General features: G+C 63.6%; 11 protein-coding genes. 9 read left to right on the forward strand and 2 right to left on the reverse strand.

Annotated features, from left to right (window positions below; genetic code table 11):
- The first annotated feature begins 57 nt into the window (after positions 1 to 57).
- Positions 58 to 1,308, forward strand: coding sequence for a cell division protein FtsA (gene ftsA, locus CZ345_RS08825; RefSeq protein ID WP_077072767.1), 1,251 nt, complete (start codon positions 58 to 60; stop codon positions 1,306 to 1,308).
- A 32-nt stretch (positions 1,309 to 1,340) separates the two neighbouring features.
- The gene (ftsZ, locus tag CZ345_RS08830; RefSeq protein WP_077072768.1) at positions 1,341 to 2,591 is read left to right on the forward strand and encodes a cell division protein FtsZ; all 1,251 of its coding nucleotides are present in this window, start codon (positions 1,341 to 1,343) and stop codon (positions 2,589 to 2,591) included.
- Positions 2,592 to 3,096: 505 nt separating this feature from the next.
- Here the strand turns inward: ftsZ and CZ345_RS08840 are convergent.
- Positions 3,097 to 3,498: a rhodanese-like domain-containing protein gene (locus CZ345_RS08840; protein ID WP_077072770.1), complete on the reverse strand. Its 402-nt coding sequence runs from the start codon at positions 3,496 to 3,498 to the stop codon at positions 3,097 to 3,099.
- 1,587 nt (positions 3,499 to 5,085) lie between these two features.
- Here CZ345_RS08840 and CZ345_RS08850 point away from each other — a divergent pair.
- The 7 genes from CZ345_RS08850 (at position 5,086) to glpQ (ending at position 14,503) form a co-directional block, all read left to right on the forward strand.
- Positions 5,086 to 7,101 carry a proton-conducting transporter transmembrane domain-containing protein gene (locus tag CZ345_RS08850; protein WP_077072772.1) on the forward strand — a complete coding sequence of 672 codons (2,016 nt, stop codon included), beginning with the start codon at positions 5,086 to 5,088 and terminating at the stop codon, positions 7,099 to 7,101.
- Positions 7,101 to 8,027, forward strand: coding sequence for a respiratory chain complex I subunit 1 family protein (locus CZ345_RS08855; RefSeq protein ID WP_338039507.1), 927 nt, complete (start codon positions 7,101 to 7,103; stop codon positions 8,025 to 8,027). The genes CZ345_RS08850 and CZ345_RS08855 overlap by 1 nt, the downstream gene beginning before the upstream one ends.
- 3 nt (positions 8,028 to 8,030) lie before the next feature.
- A complete protein-coding gene (locus CZ345_RS08860; protein ID WP_077072773.1) occupies positions 8,031 to 8,675 on the forward strand; it encodes a hydrogenase-4 component E in 645 nt (214 codons plus the stop codon).
- Position 8,676: 1 nt separating this feature from the next.
- Complete coding sequence (locus tag CZ345_RS08865; protein WP_077072774.1) at positions 8,677 to 10,179, forward strand: proton-conducting transporter transmembrane domain-containing protein; 1,503 nt, start codon at positions 8,677 to 8,679, stop codon at positions 10,177 to 10,179.
- The gene (locus CZ345_RS08870; RefSeq protein WP_239446651.1) at positions 10,179 to 11,669 is read left to right on the forward strand and encodes a hydrogenase large subunit; all 1,491 of its coding nucleotides are present in this window, start codon (positions 10,179 to 10,181) and stop codon (positions 11,667 to 11,669) included. Before CZ345_RS08865 ends, CZ345_RS08870 begins: the two co-directional genes overlap by 1 nt.
- A 9-nt stretch (positions 11,670 to 11,678) precedes the next feature.
- Positions 11,679 to 12,482, forward strand: a complete 804-nt coding sequence (locus tag CZ345_RS08875) for an NADH-quinone oxidoreductase subunit B family protein (protein WP_077072776.1) — start codon at positions 11,679 to 11,681, stop codon at positions 12,480 to 12,482.
- Positions 12,483 to 13,474: 992 nt separating this feature from the next.
- Entirely contained in the window at positions 13,475 to 14,503 is a 1,029-nt protein-coding gene (gene glpQ, locus CZ345_RS08880) for a glycerophosphodiester phosphodiesterase (RefSeq protein WP_077072777.1), read from the forward strand.
- A 392-nt stretch (positions 14,504 to 14,895) separates the two neighbouring features.
- Here glpQ and CZ345_RS08885 read toward each other — a convergent pair whose 3' ends face one another.
- A complete protein-coding gene (locus tag CZ345_RS08885; RefSeq protein ID WP_077072778.1) occupies positions 14,896 to 15,768 on the reverse strand; it encodes an EamA family transporter in 873 nt (290 codons plus the stop codon).

Raw genomic sequence — 15,768 nt, forward strand, 5'->3', positions numbered from 1 at the left:
TGTATTTAACTAAGGCATCTCCTTTCACAGGTATGCTCAGGGCATGGGGAGCTTACAATGCCAAAATCCGAACTTATCGTCGGCCTTGACATAGGTACGACAAAAATCTGCGCCGTTGTCGGCGAGCCCTCCGAAAACGGAATAGATATCATCGGGATAGGCACAAGTCCCTCCAACGGCCTGCGCAAGGGCGTCGTCGTGAACATCGACCAGACCGTCCAGTCCATCCGCAAAGCCGTGGAAGAAGCCGAGCTCATGGCCGGCTGTGAGATCAAATCGGTATATGCGGGCATTGCGGGCAGCCACATCAAGGGAGTGAACAGTCACGGGGTCATCGCCATCAAGGGCGGCGGCGAAGTGACGCAGCACGATGTGGAGCGCGTGCTCGATGCGGCCAAGGCCGTGGCCATCCCCATGGACAGGGAAGTCATCCACATTCTGCCCCAGGGGTATATCGTGGACGAGCAGCGCGGCATAGCCAACCCCATCGGCATGTCGGGCGTACGCCTCGAAGCCAACGTGCATATCGTCACGGGCGCCGTGACCTCGGCGCAGAACATCATCCGTTCCTGCAACAGGAGCGATCTCGACGTTTCCGACATCGTGCTGGAATCTCTGGCCTCCTCCAAGTCCATCCTTACGGAGGAAGAGCGTGAGATCGGCGTCGCCATCGTGGATATCGGCGGCGGCACGAGCGACATAGCCATATTCGTCAACAACGCCATAAAGCATACGGGAGCGGTGGCCCTCGGCGGCCACAATCTTACGAGCGACATCGCCTTCGGTCTGCGGACCTCCATTTCCGCGGCCGACAGAATAAAAATCAAATACGGCTGCGCCCTCACCGACATGGTCCGGCCCGACGAGACCATCGAGGTGCCCGGGGTGGGCGGCCGGCCCTCGCGCACGGTGGAACGCCGCGTGCTTGCCGAAATCTGCGAACCCCGCATGGAAGAAATCCTTGCGCTCGTGTATCAGGAGCTGGAACATTCCGGGCTCAAGCGCCAGCTCGGAGCGGGTGTGGTGCTCACGGGCGGCGCGGCTCTCATTCCGGGCTGCGCCGAACTGGCGGAGGAAATCTTCCAGCTTCCCACGAGGCTGGGGTATCCGCGCAACGTGGGCGGCCTCAAGGATGTCATCAACAATCCCAAGTTCGCCACGGCCGTGGGCCTGCTTTTCTATGGAGCGGAAAAAGAAGCCGAAGAAATGCCCGCACGTTTCGCCAGCGCGCCTTCTTCCGCCGCCGAATCCAGCATGTTCCACGGGGTGTGGGAACGCATGAAGCGCTGGTTCGGAGACATCCGTTAAGTCAATCAGTCGAATACCCGGAGCACAATACTATGGACGATATGGTTCCCGATACAGAACAGGGCGCAAAAATCAAAGTCATCGGCGTAGGCGGGGGCGGCGGCAACGCCGTGCAGAACATGATCAATTCCCGCCTCGAAGGGGTGTCCTTCATCTGCGCCAACACCGACATGCAGGCGCTTTCCCGTTCTCTTGCCGAAGAGCACATCCAGCTCGGCAAGGAACTCACGCGCGGTCTCGGCGCGGGCGCGAAGCCCGAAGTGGGCCAGGCCGCGGCCGAAGAAAGCGTGGAAGACATCCGCCGCGCCGTGGACGGAGCGGACATGGTGTTCGTCACCGCCGGCATGGGCGGCGGCACGGGCACGGGCGCGGCCCCGGTCATCGCCAAGGTGGCCAAGGAAAAGGGCGTGCTCACCGTGGGCGTGGTGACGAAGCCCTTCCGTTTTGAAGGCGAAAAGCGCATGAAGGCGGCGCTCAAGGGCATCGACGAACTGCGCCAGCATGTGGACAGCCTGGTCATCATTCCCAACGACCGCCTGCTCGCCATCGCGCCGAAGAACGCCAAGGTGACGGAAATGCTGAAGAAGGCCGACGACGTGCTCTATGATGCCGTGCGCGGCGTGACGGACCTCATCACCAAACCCGGCCTCATCAACGCCGACTTTGCCGACGTGCGCACCGTCATGAGCCGTCAGGGCATGGCTCTCATGGGCGAAGGCCGCGCCTCGGGCGACAACCGCGCCCTTGATGCGGCAAAGCGCGCCATTACCAGCCCCCTTCTGGAAGACCTTTCCATCACGGGCTGCAAGGCCATGCTCGTCAACATCACGGCCAACGAAGACCTCGGCATGGACGAATTCAGCACCGCCGCGTCCTACATTGAAGAAGCGGCGCGCGGCGCCAACGGGGAAGACCCGGAAATCGTGGTGGCCATGTCTCTGGACGAAAGCTGCAGCGAGGAAATCCGTATCACGGTCATCGCCACGGGCATCGAACCCGTCACGGAAAAGCCGGTGAAGAACCAGGGCACCGTGGTGACCATGAGCGACACGCGCACCGAAACGAACGCCGCGCCTGCGGGCTATCCGCATCAGGGCCGTCACCGCGACGCCACGGTCATTCTCTCCCGGCATCGGCTTCCCGGCGACTATCCGCAGGACGATACCGACATCCCCACCTATCTGCGTTACAGAGAACGGGCGAAGCAGTATCAGGAACCGGCGGAGGATTTCACCATAGAGGAAGACGACAGCCCCGCCTACCTGCGCAAGCAGAACCATTGATTCTCAGGCCCCCGGTCCTCCGGGGGCTTTTTTTATGCCCTTTTCCTTCCCGCAGAGGACTGTGCGCCTCACGCAGAAAAACGCCCGGCGGCCCCCCGCCGGCGTGTACCCGGACAATCCTTTCCATGCCGTTCCGCCGGAGCCTGCGCGCACAGGGGGCCGCGCCCTTTCTCCGCACGGCAGCCTCTCCGCTCAAAACAACATGGAAAAGTCGGACAAAAACCGACAGTTCCGCACCCTTTCCCCAGAGCGGCACACGGCTTTTCCGCCCTCCCCTGCCTGCACGGCGGATCATGCCGGCAGCTTTCCGCCCCGGGGAAACGAAGAAAAGGTCCGCCCCGCCTTCCGGCAGATCCGCAGAACCCTGCGCGACGGACGGGCGCATCCCCGTCCCGGAACAGGGGAAGGAACGCAACCTTTCTCCCCAGGGCGCAAAAAAAGCCGGATGCCGGCAGATGGCTGCCACGCACCCGGCGGGGAATACGGCGGTAACGCCTGCAGGGGCCTATTCATGAAAATGCGGCGTACCGGAAGCGTAGTCGGTATAGCCCGAGAGATACCACACGTTTTCCATGGAACGACCGGCCTTTTGAAGCATCTCGAAGGCCGCGGCCGCACGTCTGCCGGAACGGCAGAGAATGAGCATGGGCTTTCCTTCCGGCACTTCGTTCATGCGGCCGTGCAGTTCGCTCACCGGAATATGAAGCGCGCCGGGCGCGTGCCCCACGCGGAATTCCCCTGCCGTTCTCACATCAAGAAAAACCAGGTCGTTTTTGTATTCCTCAAGCAGAGAGGCAGCTTCCGCAGGGGAAACGCTGCCCGAAGCGGGCCGGGCTTCGAGCGCCGGAGCGGAAAGAAGAAGGCAGAGAGCCAGAAGCAAAAAAGCGCAATAACGGGAAAGACGCATGTTTTCTCCTTACGGGGCACATGTGCCCGTGACGGGTCTGACGTTGAAGAAAGGGGGCGCATAACGCGCCTGCAACGGGGCCACTGTATGCCGGAGATGCGGCGTAACGCAAGTGCAAAAAACATGGCAAACCATGTGGATAGCGCTCTTTTTGCCTGCGGGATGCGGATTTTCGGACAGTGTAACCATTCCTTTCAAAATGTTGAAAGCCCGAAGAAAGGAAAAACGCCTGCACGGCGGCTGTTTCCTTTTACGCCGCAAGTGAATTGCGGCCATGCACAGCCGCCGGCCCGGCCGCCCGAAGGCGTCCGGGGGCGACACCATCGCCCGGGTATCACAACAGCCCGTCTGTACAGGACACACTGTACGAGCGCGGGGCCTGCACGACTCGGGCCTTGCTTACGGCGGAAGTGAATTCCGCCTGCGCGCCCCTCGCGGCCCGGGTGCCCGAGGCACCCGGGGGCGACACCATCGCCCGGGTATCACAACGGCCCGTCTGTACAGGACACACTGTACGAGCACGGGGCCTGCACGACTCGGGCCTTGCTTACGGCGGAAGTGAATTCCGCCTGCGCGCCCCTCGCGGCCCGGGTGCCCGAGGCACCCGGGGGCGACACCATCGCCCGGGTATCACAACGGCCCGTCTGTACAGGACACACTGTACGAGCGCGGGGTCTGCACGACTCGGGCCTTGCTTACGGCGGAAGTGAATTCCGCCTGCGCGTCCCTCGCGGCCCGGATGCCCGAGGCACCCGGGGGCGACACCATCGCCCGGGTATCACAACGGCCCGTCTGTACAGGACACACTGTACGAGCGCGGGGCCTGCACGACTCGGGCCTTGCTTACGGCGGAAGTAAATTCCGCCTGCGCGCCCCTCGCGACCCGGGTACCCGAAGGCGTCCGGGGGCCCTGGAGCGCCAGGAAAGCGTTATTTCTTTACCAACAAAAGCAGAAGGAAGCGCCGCTCAGGGACATGCCGCCGCCAGCAAAGGCCGGACAGGGCGTTGAAAGAGCGTTGTGCTCGAACAAAGGCAGCATGAAGCCCATGCCCAGGTACAACGCTCCCCTGCTCTTGCAATCCCTTCCTTTGACACGACGGCCCGGCAACGCCGGGACGGAGTCGGCCTGCGTGAGCGGGTCCGAAGGACGCGCTCACACGGAGATTGCCGCCTGAACGCCGTATGCCGGGCCTTTCCGCATCCGACGGCAAGACGGCACGGCAAAACTTTCCGCGCCCTGCCCTGCCGGGCAGACAGCGTGCGGAGGGAGCATACCTTCCGCGCACCCCCTCCCGCAAGGAAGCGGCAAAAGCCTGCGCCTTCCGCGCGGACCGCCTTCCAGAACAGCCGCGAGTCGGAGGAATGCCCCGGCCGCCCTTTCTGCCGGACGAGGGGGCCGGGGGAAATCATTTCCCCCGGCGGGGTGCGGGGCGGCGCCCCGCCTGCCTTTCCCTTCTTCCTGCCTTTCCCGCCTTGTCACGTCGTGCACAACCCCTTCCTGCGCTTGCCTTTTCCGAACAAGAGGTCTAACGTGTGGCCGCCTCGTTTTTTCGCAAGATACTTCACGTCTAGCATTGTGGGGAATGTATGGACAGTTTTCTTCTCGCCCTTCTGGTCATGGTTGCGGGCGCGCTTATCACGGGGCTTACAGCTCTGCGTCCGGTAAGCGCCTCCACCAACAGAACGGCCAACCTTATCGGTCCGGGGGCCGCAGCGGTTGCGTGCCTGATGGGGCTGCACGGTCTTTTTTCCGGCGGCTGGAGCAGCGCGGAAAGCTTTCTTCTGCCGTGGGGGCTGCCTTTCGGGGCGTTTGCTCTGGGGCTGGACCCTCTTTCCCGGCTTTTTCTGCTGCCGGTATTCGTGCTGGGGATAACCTGCGCGCTTTCGGGCTGCGTTTCGCTCCGTCACAGCGATCCTTCCGAGCACAATCTCGGGGCGCACTGGTTCTTCTACCTGCTGCTGCTTCTGGGCATGACGTGCGTGATGACGGCGCGTGACGCGGTGTTCTTCATGCTGGCATGGGAAATCATGTCGCTTTCGCCCTTCTTCCTCATCGACTTCAACGACCGCGACCGTCTGGTGCAGGATGCCTCCTGGGTGTACCTTGTGGCGGCGCATCTGGGCGCGGTGCTGCTCATTGCGTTCTTCGCCCTGCTGTGGCAGGAGAGCGGCTCCACGTTCTTCTCGGCCATGGCCGTGCATCAGCCTGCCAACGCCACGGCGCTGTTTCTGCTTTCTCTTTTCGGCTTCGGGGCCAAGGCGGGGCTTGCGCCCCTGCATGTATGGCTGCCGGAAGCGCATCCCGCCGCGCCGAGCCACGTTTCCGCGCTGCTTTCCGGCGCCATGCTGAACGCGGGCCTGTACGGCATCATCCGCTCCTTCGACTTCTTCGGGCCCGCCACCTCCATGCCTCTGTGGTGGGGCTGGCTGCTCATGGCCATGGGGGCGCTCACCGCGCTCATGGGCATCTTGAAGGCCCTTGCCCAGAGTCATCTGAAAAGGCTGCTCGCCTATTCCAGCGTGGAGAACATGGGCATCATGCTCATGGGCGCGGGCATCGGGCTTGTGGGCATACACAACGGCAGCGCGTGGACGGCGGCGCTGGGCTTTTCCGGCTGCCTTTTCCACATGCTTAACCACTCCGCCTTCAAGGGGCTGCTCTTTCTGTGCGCGGGCGAAGTGCTGCACGCCGTGGGCACGGTGGACATGGCGCGCCTCGGCGGGCTGCAGAAGCGTATGCCGCTTTTGGGCGCGCTCTTCGCTCTGGGGGCGGCCTCCATCGCCTGCCTGCCGCCCTTCAACGGCTTTGCCGGGGAATTCGTGCTTTCCATGTCCATGATAGGCTCGCTGAAGCTTCCGGGCCTTGAGCAGAAAATCGCCATGATAGCCTGCATGACGGCCCTCATGCTTACGAGCGGCATTTCCGCCGCGGTGTACATCAAGGCCTACGGCATGACCTTCCTCGGGCAGGCGCGCACCCACTTTGCCGCCGAACCCCATGTGCCGGAAAACCGGCATCTCATGCCTCTGTGCATTCCGGCGGCGGCCTGCGTGCTCTGCGGCCTTTTCGCGCCTCTGGCCTTTTCCATGGTGCAGCCCACGCTGGACTTCATTCCCGCCATGCATCAGGGCGTGGTGGAAGGCGCGCGCGTTGCCATCGCGCAGACGGAAAGCCTGCTTTACCGCGTTTCGCTGTTCGGCTGGGCCGGCATCGGCCTGGTGCTCATACTGGTGCTCGTGCGCCGCGCGCTTCTTCTGCGCAGGGGCGTGAAGCGCTCTCCCGTGTGGGGCTGCGGCTACCAGTACGGCACAAGCCGCATACAGTACACGCCCGCCTCGTTCGTGGAACCGGCGGCCCGCATCTTCGGGCCGGTCATGGGCACGAAGGTGCGCTCCGTCAAGGGCGAAGGGCTGTTCCCCGCCCGCGCCTCGCTGGGGGTGGAAGCGCCGGACGTGGTGCGCAGCAAGGGCTACACGCCGCTGTTCCAGCTCATGGAACGCGCCTGCAACGCGCTTAAAATCGTGCAGAACGGCCTGGTCAACATCTATATCCTCTATATCCTCATCACGCTGGTGGCGCTTCTCATCTGGGGGGTGGCATAATGGATATGCAGCTTTACCTTGCGCATTTTACGCTGGCGCTCGTGCTTGCGCCGCTGCCCCTCGGCATCATCGCCAAGGTCAAGGCGCTTTTCGCAGGCAGGCACGGCAAACCCGTGCTCCAGCCCTATTACGACATCATCAAGCTGCTCAAAAAAGGCGAAGTCCTGGGCGAAGGAACCACCTGGGTGTTCTGCGCCGGGCCCGTCATCGCCATGGCCTCGGCCGTGGCGGCGCTCGCCCTGCTGCCCCTCGGCGGTGCGGCCTCTCCCTTCGCCTTTCAGGGCGATTTCATGCTCTGCGCCTACCTTCTGGGCATGGGGCGCTTCGCCACGGTGCTTGCCGCGCTTGATACCGGCTCTCCCTTCGAGGGCATGGGCGCAAGCCGCGAGGCGCTGTTCGGCGCCATAGCGGAACCCGTGCTCTTCCTCGCCTTCCTCGCCCTCATCGGCACGGCGGGCAGCATGGGAGAAGACAACCTCACCCTCTCCGCGCTGTTCAACGGCTTTCCGGTCAAGGCCTGGCTGCACGGCAGGCCGGAACTTGTGCTGCTCATCTTCGTCATGGGCGTGCTGCTTCTGCTGGAAAACTGCCGCATTCCCGTGGACGATCCCACCACGCACCTGGAACTCACCATGATACACGAAGTCATGGTGCTCGATCATTCCGGGCCCAACATGGCCTTCGTTCTCTACGGTTCCGCCGTGAAGCTGTGGATATTCTCCACGCTGCTCATCGGCCTCGTCATTCCGCCCATGCCCTTCTTCGCCCATGCCGCGACCTCGCTTTTCGGCACGGCCTGCGTCGCCTGCCTCGTGGGCGTGGTGGAATCGGTCATGGCGCGCCTGCGTATGCACGTCGTGCCCGCTCTGGTGGGCCTCGCCGGTTCCGTGGCCGCCTTCGTCCTCATTCTGACTCTGGTTCGGTAGCCTATGTATTCGCTCTTCCAGTTCGTCATTCTGCTGCTGCTCGTCACCGACCTCATCATGCTCTGGTCGGGCCGCATTCTCATGCTCATACGCCTTTCCGCCGTGCAGGGCGCGCTGCTCGCCGCGCTGCTGCTCCTGCCCGTGGACGGGGAGCTCAATGCGGAACTCGTCTTCCTTTCCCTTGCCGTGCTCTGCCTCAAGGGCGCGGGCTTTCCCGTGTTTCTGCGCCATGTCTGCCACAAGCTCGGGCTGGAACCCGTGGTGCGGCCAAGACTCGGCCGCATGTACCCCATGGCCGGGGGCCTCGCCTGCCTCGCCTTCTCCCTGTGGCTGGAAGGCCGCATTCCTGCGGCGGAAGGGCTTTTCCCTCCGCTGCTCTTCCCCGTGGCGCTCACCACGCTCTTCTGCGGACTCATCCTCGTGGTGGGGCGCGCCAAGGCGCTCGCCCAGGTCATCGGCTATCTGGTGGTGGAAAACGGCATCTTCCTGCTCGGCATTCCGCTCATGACCGAAGGCTCGGTGTGGTTTGAACTCAGCATTCTGCTCGACGTGTTCGCCGCCATCTTCGTCATGGCCATCGCCATCAATCACATCAACAGCGCCTTCGATTCCATCGACGTGGCGCGCTTCCGCAACCTGAGGGACTGACATGACGCTCGCGCTGCTTCTCCTCATCCCGCTCCTGGCCGGGCTTCTCATGTTCGTTCCCGGCGCATGGCCGCGCCGGGGCCTTCTCGTGGCCACGGCTCTCGCCCACCTCGCCCTTTCCTGCCTCACGCTGCGCGCCGTGAAACAGGGCGAAGCGCCCTCCGCGCTGTTCGGCCTGCTTCAGCCCGACGCGCTCGGCGTGGTCTTTCTCATGCTTGCCTCCATCCTCTTCACGGCGGCCGCCGTCTATGCGGTAGGCTACCTCAGAGAGGAAGAGAAAAAGCACGTCAAGCGCGACATACAGAAGGGCCAGCTCTTCACCAACGCGCCGGAAACGCGCTTCCTTTCCTGCCTGTGCTTCTTCGTGGCCGCCATGACGCTCGTCACCACCACGGCCAACCTCGGCGCGCTGTGGGTGGGCATTGAAATCACCACCCTGACCTCAGCCCCGCTCATCTACTTCCACCGGCATCAGAGCTCCATGGAAGCCACCTGGAAATACCTCATGATCTGTTCCGTGGGCATCGCGCTGGCGCTGCTCGGCAACATTCTCATGACCGTGGCCTTCCACAACCCCGCCGCGCCTGCGGCGGAAGGCATGGACCAGATCACCGCCTTCATGGAAAAGGCTCGCGAAGTGCAGGGCACGGGCCGCTCGCTCTGGCTCAAGGCGGCCTTCATCTTCCTGCTGGTGGGCTACGGCACCAAAATGGGCCTTGCTCCGCTGCATACCTGGCTGCCCGACGCGCACAGTCAGGCCCCTTCCATGGTGTCGGGTATGCTTTCGGGCGCGCTGCTCAACTGCGCCCTGCTCGGCATACTGCGCGGGCATCAGATCATGCGCGCGGCCGGTCTCGGCGATTTCAGCGGCGACCTTCTGGTATTCTTCGGCCTCTTCTCCATGGTCACGGCCGCGGTGTTCATCGTGGGTCAGGGCCACTACAAGCGCCTTCTGGCCTATTCCAGCGTGGAGCACATGGGCATCCTCGCCCTGGCCTTCGGCGTGGGCGGCGGCGCGCTCTTCGGCGGTATGCTGCACGCCGTGTGCCATTCGCTCACCAAGTGTATGCTCTTTCTGGTGGCGGGCAACATTCTCACCCGCTACCACACGCTCTCCAGCTACGACGTGCGCGGCCTCAGGCAGGACATGCCCCTTTCCGGCGCGCTGTGGACGGCAGGCTTTCTCGCCATCGTCGGTTCTCCGCCCTTCGGGCTCTTCATCAGCGAATTCACCATTCTGAAGGGCATTTTCGCGCACAGCGGCCTCGGGGTGGCGCTGGTCTACCTCGCCGCGCTGGCCGTCATCTTCGTGGGCATGTCCATCCCCGTGCTGCGCATGGCGCAGGGCACGCCCCCGCGCGACGTGCCCATGGACTACCATGAATCGCTCTTCAGCGTTCTTCCGCCCGCCGCGCTCTGCCTCATGGTGCTCTGCCTCGGCCTGTATGTGCCCGACTGGCTTACGGAAACGCTCAACCGCGCCGCCGCGCTTCTGGGGGCATGATGTTCCATTATCAAGAATCCATCGCCTACGACGACATCCCCGTCCTGCCCATGGAGGAGCTTTCCCGCTCCGTTGTCGAACGCTGCCGCAGGGGCTGGCGCATTCTGGCCTTCTTCGGCGTGCCGGACAAGGCGGGTACGGAACTGGTCTGCATTCTGGCCGACGCCTCGAGCCGCCTGCTCGACGCCGTGCGCGCCCTTCCGGGCAAACGCTACGAATCCCTCACGCCCCTCTGCCCGCAGGCCCATCTCTTCGAGCGGGAAATCTTCGAGCTGTGGGGCGTTCAGCCCGTGGGGCATCCCTGGCTCAAGCCCGTACGCTACTCTCCCTCGGCGGAAGGCAACCGCGCCCTGCGCCCCGGCCCCGCGGAAACCTCCTACTACCGCGTGGACGGACCGGAAGTGCATGAAGTGGCCGTGGGCCCGGTGCACGCGGGCGTCATCGAACCCGGGCATTTCCGCTTCCAGTGCTACGGCGAAAACGTCATGCACCTGGAAATACAGCTCGGCTTCCAGCACCGCGATGTGGAGCACCTCATCCTGCACAGCCCGGAAAAGCTTGTGCTGCCGCTTATGGAAAACATTGCGGGCGATACGGCCATAGGCCACGCCACGGCCTACTGCACGGTGCTGGAACGCCTTGCAAAAGTCCGGCCCACCAGAAGGGCGCACCGCATACGCCGCCTTGCGCTGGAACTGGAACGGCTTGCCAACCATACCCGCGATCTCGGGGCCATAGGCGGCGATACGGGCTTTCTGCCCACCTCCGCCTGGAACGGACGCATCACCGGCGATTTTCTCAACATCACCTCCGAGCTGTGCGGGAGCCGCTTCGGCCGCAACCTGCTCTGCCCGGGCGGCGTGAAGTGGGATGTGGATTCCATGCTCGGCGAAGCGCTGGTAAAGCGCGTGCGCGCCGCCTACCGCGACGCGCGCGGCAGTGTGGACGTCATGCTGGAAAGTTCCAGCGTGCTTGCCCGCCTCACGGGCACGGGCACGGTATCGTTTGAAGACGCGCGCGCCCTCGGCCTTGTGGGCATGGCCGCCCGCGCCTGCGGCGTGGACATGGATGCCCGCATGGACTGGCCCCTTTCCGACCTGGAGCAGGGAGCGCTCAAAAAGCGTATGCGCACTACCGGCGACGTTCTGGCCCGCACGCTCATCCGCAGCGACGAGCTGAACGATTCCGCCGCCTCCGCCGAAGCCGACCTGCATTTTCTCGCCGCCACCAGCGGGGAAGAAAGATGCCGCACGCCCATGAAGGCAGTCGCGGCCCGCCGCCTCGCCGTGGCGCAGGTGGAAGGCTGGCGCGGGGAAATATGCCATGTGGGCATTACGGAAAACGACGGCCGCTTTCTGGCCTACAAGGTGGTGGACCCGTCCTTCCACAACTGGTCCGGCCTCGCCATGGCGCTCCGGGATGAACAGATTTCCGATTTCCCGCTGTGCAACAAGAGCTTCAACCTGTCCTACTGCGGGCACGACCTGTAAGGAACTTCCATGCTGAACATCATCAGAGAACGCCTCCATCAGGGCTACCGCACGCTGGATTACCCCTTCACCATGCCTTCCATAAGCCCGCGCTTCGCAGGGCTGCCCTCCATCACGCCCACGCCCTGCAAGGACTGCGAAAGCCGCGCCTGCCTTGCCGCCTGTCCCACGGGCGCGCTGCGCATCCGGCCTTCCGGCCCGGAACTCGACATGGGCCGCTGCCTCTTCTGCCGCGCCTGCGAAAACGCCTGCCCGGAAAAGAAGATCACCTTCACCCACGAACACCGCATCGCCGCCTGCAGCCGCGAGGCGCTCATCGTGCGTTCCCCCGCGCCGGAAGACATCTGCACTCCCGGCATACGCAGAACCCCGGGGGAGGCAAAGCGCGACCTTTCCCTCTTCGGCCGCTCCCTCAAGCTGCGCGAGGTGAGCGCGGGAGGCTGCATGGCGTGCGAGGCCGACGTGAACGTGCTCGGCACGCTCATCTACGATCTCGGCCGCTTCGGCATCGAATACGCCGCCTCTCCCCGGCACGCCGACGGCATTCTCGTCACCGGCCCGGTCACGGAAAACATGCGCAAGGCCCTGCTCGACACCTGGGAAGCCGTGCCCGAACCCAAAATCGTCATCGCCGTGGGAACCTGCGCCATATCCGGCGGCACCTTCAAGGGCAGCCGCGAAGGCTGCGGCGGCGTGGAATCCGTCCTGCCCGAAGGCAGTGTGGACGTCTATGTCCCCGGCTGCCCGCCCAACCCGTGGAGCATCCTCGACGGCATCCTTTCCGTGGCCTGGAAAAAACGCATGGCCGGATAGGCACGCGGCTCCTTCCGGCAAAGCGCCGCCCGGAAACGGCAGCTTCACCCCGCCGGGGAGCTTCCCGGGAACATTCTCCGATGTCCCGGAACAGCCTGCCGGGCGAAACTCCCGCACGGCGCAGTCCTCCCCCGCGGCCGTCCTGCCGCGGAAAAGCAAAGTCGCTCCTGCCGCAAACGGCCGGGAGAAACGGGGCAAGGGCCTCCCTTCGCCCTCCTGTGCAAGCACTTAAGCCCGACTCAGGCCCGGCCTGAGCCGGGCCCCCGTGTTTAAGGACGGAATTTAAGATGGCGGGGCCGTCGTCTTCCGCGCCCGACTGCGCACAACGCCTTCGTATGCGACGGCGGAAAGGGGAACGCCCTGCCGCCGAAAACGGCCGTTGTCCGCCGAAGCCGCGTTTTTCCTGCACACGGTTCTGCTTTCCATGGTGAAGAACCGGCCGTTGTTCCCTCAGGCGTCTCTCCCGCAGCAAAGGATATCGCGTTTCCCAACGCTCCGGGCCTTTGGCGTTGGACATCGGGCCGGAATCTGCCCGGCGATCAGCGCCATTGCCGAGGTCGGGGCCTCGTCTCTCCCCCTGCCCGGCAAAACGGCTCTTCGCGCTCTCCGGCCCCAAGGCCGGGTCTCCCGGCCTTCGCGGCTGCGCGTCTGAAAAAAGAAAGGACATGCCGGGAGAGGCCGCGACTGACATGGTTCCCCGCCTGTTCCGCACAGCTTTGGTCTCCGCTCTTTCCCTTCCGGAAACAGTTTTTTTCTTTATGGCTGTTTTACTTCTGAAAAAACGGCCCTTTCTCCCCTTATGCAGTTCTTTTTTTCTTCACTTCACCCAAGCATATCGGCTGTACAACACGGCTTTGTCACAGCTTCGTCATAAAAAAGCGGCTCGCCCCGTATGGACGAAAAAACGCCATTATGTTATGCCGTAGGCAATTCCGACGCGTATCGACTGTTTTTCGCGTCCCTTTCCGACCACTGCAACAAGGAGAGTATGCATGCGCAAAGCCTTCCTTGCTCCGGCCCTGGCCCTTGCCCTTCTGCTTCCTCTTTCCGCCTCCGCCGCCGACTACCGGCCCGAAGTGACGGCGCATCGCGGGGCCAGCGGCTACCTGCCCGAGCACACCCTGCCCGCCAAGGCCATGGCCTACGCCATGGGCGTGGACTATGTGGAACAGGACGTGGTCATGACCAAAGACGGCAAGCTCGTGGTCATGCACGACATTCTGGTGGACACCACCACCGACGTGGCCAAGAAGTTCCCCGACCGTCACCGCAAGGACGGCCGCTACTACTCTTCCGACTTCACCTACGATGAACTGCGCTCCCTGCGCGTGACCGAACGCTTCGACCCGAAAACCGGCAAGGCCGTGTTCGCGGGCCGCTTCCCCGATTCCCCCATCGCCTACCAGATTCCCAGCCTTGAAGAAGAATTCTATCAGGTGCAGGGTCTGAACAAGTCCACCGGCCGCAATGTGGGCGTGTATGTGGAAGTGAAGGAACCCGACTTCTTCATGGCTCAGGGGCTGGACATTCTGAAGGCCACCATCGATACGCTCACGAAGTTCGGCTACAATACGCCGGACAGCAAGGCCATTCTGCAGATCTTCGACTATGAATCCGTGGTGCGCGCCCGTGATCTGGGCTGGAAGGGTCAGCTGTGCATGCTCGTCACCGCAGGCGGTCAGGGAGCCAAGGACGACAAGGCCCGCCACAAGTGGCTGACCACGCCCGAAGGCATCAAGGAAGTCTCCAAGTACGCCACCATCTACGCGCCCAACTTCAACCTTCTTGCCGTCCCCACGGCCGACGGCAAGGGCTACACCCTCTCCAACCTCGGAGACCTCGCGCGCGAAAACGGCATGAAGCTGCATTCCTGGACGCTGCGAAAGGACTCCCTGCCCAAGGGCTTCAAGGACTTCAACGAAGTGATGGACGTCAGCTTCAAGCAGCTCAAGATAGAAGGCATGTTCTCCGACTTCCCGGATATTCTGGTGGAATACCTCAAGGCCAATAACCTGCGCTAAAGACAAAAAACACGGAAGGGGCGGAATCTTTCCCCCTTCCGCATGAAGAAAGGCCGGCTCCGCAAGGAACCGGCCTTTTTTGCCGCCTTTGGAGCTGCGGCTTTTGCTTTTCTTTGCCTATGCAGGCGAAACCCCGCTTGCACAAAAACTGCCGTGCCTTCCCCTGTACGCTGCGGCTCCGCGCGTGCGCCGAAGGAGCATTTCCGCCTGCGCTGCCCTCGCGGCCAGGCTTCCCTTTCCTTCGCCCGAGCGGCGGGCATGGCACGCTTGTGAAGGACACGCTGCACGGCTTCTTCACTTCCACGACGCTCATGCGCTTAACGCCGGAAGTACATCCCGGTATGCCATTGCCTTTGCCGGGGTGCGGGGCTCAGCCCCGCGTGCCTTTCCCTCTACTTTCCCGCCCGCCGCGTCACGATAAGGGAAGCGGCAACCACAAGGGCTATGGCAAGCCACTGGCGGAGGGTAAGGGCCTCGCCGAGCAGGACGAAGCCGAACAGCGCCGCGGCTGCGGGTTCCAGGCTCATGAGCACGCCGTAGGCCTGCGGGGGCACGATGCGCAGCGCCACGATTTCCAGTCCGTAAGGCAGCGCCGAAGCGGTAAGCCCCACAAAAAAGGCCAGGGGCAGCACGGGAATAAGCGCCTGGGGGAGGAAGGGGTCCACGCCCCGCACGGCAAGCGCCATGGGCAGGGAGGCGAGGGAACCTGCGAGCATCCCCCATGCGGAGGCGCTCACGCCCATGCCTCCGGCCCTGCGGCCGAACACGATATAGCCCGCCCAGCCTGCGGCCGCGCCCAGAGCGAAGAGAAGACCAGCGATGTCGATATCGCCTTCCAGTCCGCTCCAGGGCAGAATGAGCAGCATCCCGGCCACGGCGAGCACCACGCCCGCGAGGTCGGCCCTGCGGCGTGAGGAGCACACGGCCACCAGGAGCGGGCCGGAAAACTCCACGGCCACGGCAATGCCCAGGGGCAGGCGGGCTATGGACTGATAGAAGCAGCTGTTCATGAAGGCTATGGCAAGGCCGTAGACAAGCACGCTTTTCCATTCCCTGCGCTGAGGCACATGCCTCCACGGCCGAAGCACGGCAAAAAGAATGACGGTTGCGGTGACAAGGCGCAGCACCACGGCCACTTCCGGCCCCACGGAGGCGAAGAGAAACTTTGCCGAAGCGGAACCGAACTGCGTGGAGGTAATGGACACCAGCAGCATAAGCACGCCCGTGCCCACTCCTGCGGAAGCGAAGAATGCCTTCCCGAACAT

The organism is Mailhella massiliensis, from assembly GCF_900155525.1.
GTDB classification, from domain to species: domain Bacteria; phylum Desulfobacterota; class Desulfovibrionia; order Desulfovibrionales; family Desulfovibrionaceae; genus Mailhella; species Mailhella massiliensis.

What these genes read in the sequence shown, in the direction of transcription:
- ftsA (WP_077072767.1), top strand. Translation starts at nt 58, where the DNA reads ATGCCAAAATCCGAACTTATCGTCGGCCTTGACATAGGTACGACAAAA.
- ftsZ (WP_077072768.1), top strand. Translation starts at nt 1,341, where the DNA reads ATGGACGATATGGTTCCCGATACAGAACAGGGCGCAAAAATCAAAGTC.
- CZ345_RS08840 (WP_077072770.1), bottom strand. Translation starts at nt 3,498, where the DNA reads ATGCGTCTTTCCCGTTATTGCGCTTTTTTGCTTCTGGCTCTCTGCCTT.
- CZ345_RS08850 (WP_077072772.1), top strand. Translation starts at nt 5,086, where the DNA reads ATGGACAGTTTTCTTCTCGCCCTTCTGGTCATGGTTGCGGGCGCGCTT.
- CZ345_RS08855 (WP_338039507.1), top strand. Translation starts at nt 7,101, where the DNA reads ATGGATATGCAGCTTTACCTTGCGCATTTTACGCTGGCGCTCGTGCTT.
- CZ345_RS08860 (WP_077072773.1), top strand. Translation starts at nt 8,031, where the DNA reads ATGTATTCGCTCTTCCAGTTCGTCATTCTGCTGCTGCTCGTCACCGAC.
- CZ345_RS08865 (WP_077072774.1), top strand. Translation starts at nt 8,677, where the DNA reads ATGACGCTCGCGCTGCTTCTCCTCATCCCGCTCCTGGCCGGGCTTCTC.
- CZ345_RS08870 (WP_239446651.1), top strand. Translation starts at nt 10,179, where the DNA reads ATGTTCCATTATCAAGAATCCATCGCCTACGACGACATCCCCGTCCTG.
- CZ345_RS08875 (WP_077072776.1), top strand. Translation starts at nt 11,679, where the DNA reads ATGCTGAACATCATCAGAGAACGCCTCCATCAGGGCTACCGCACGCTG.
- glpQ (WP_077072777.1), top strand. Translation starts at nt 13,475, where the DNA reads ATGCGCAAAGCCTTCCTTGCTCCGGCCCTGGCCCTTGCCCTTCTGCTT.
- CZ345_RS08885 (WP_077072778.1), bottom strand. Translation starts at nt 15,768, where the DNA reads ATGTTCGGGAAGGCATTCTTCGCTTCCGCAGGAGTGGGCACGGGCGTG.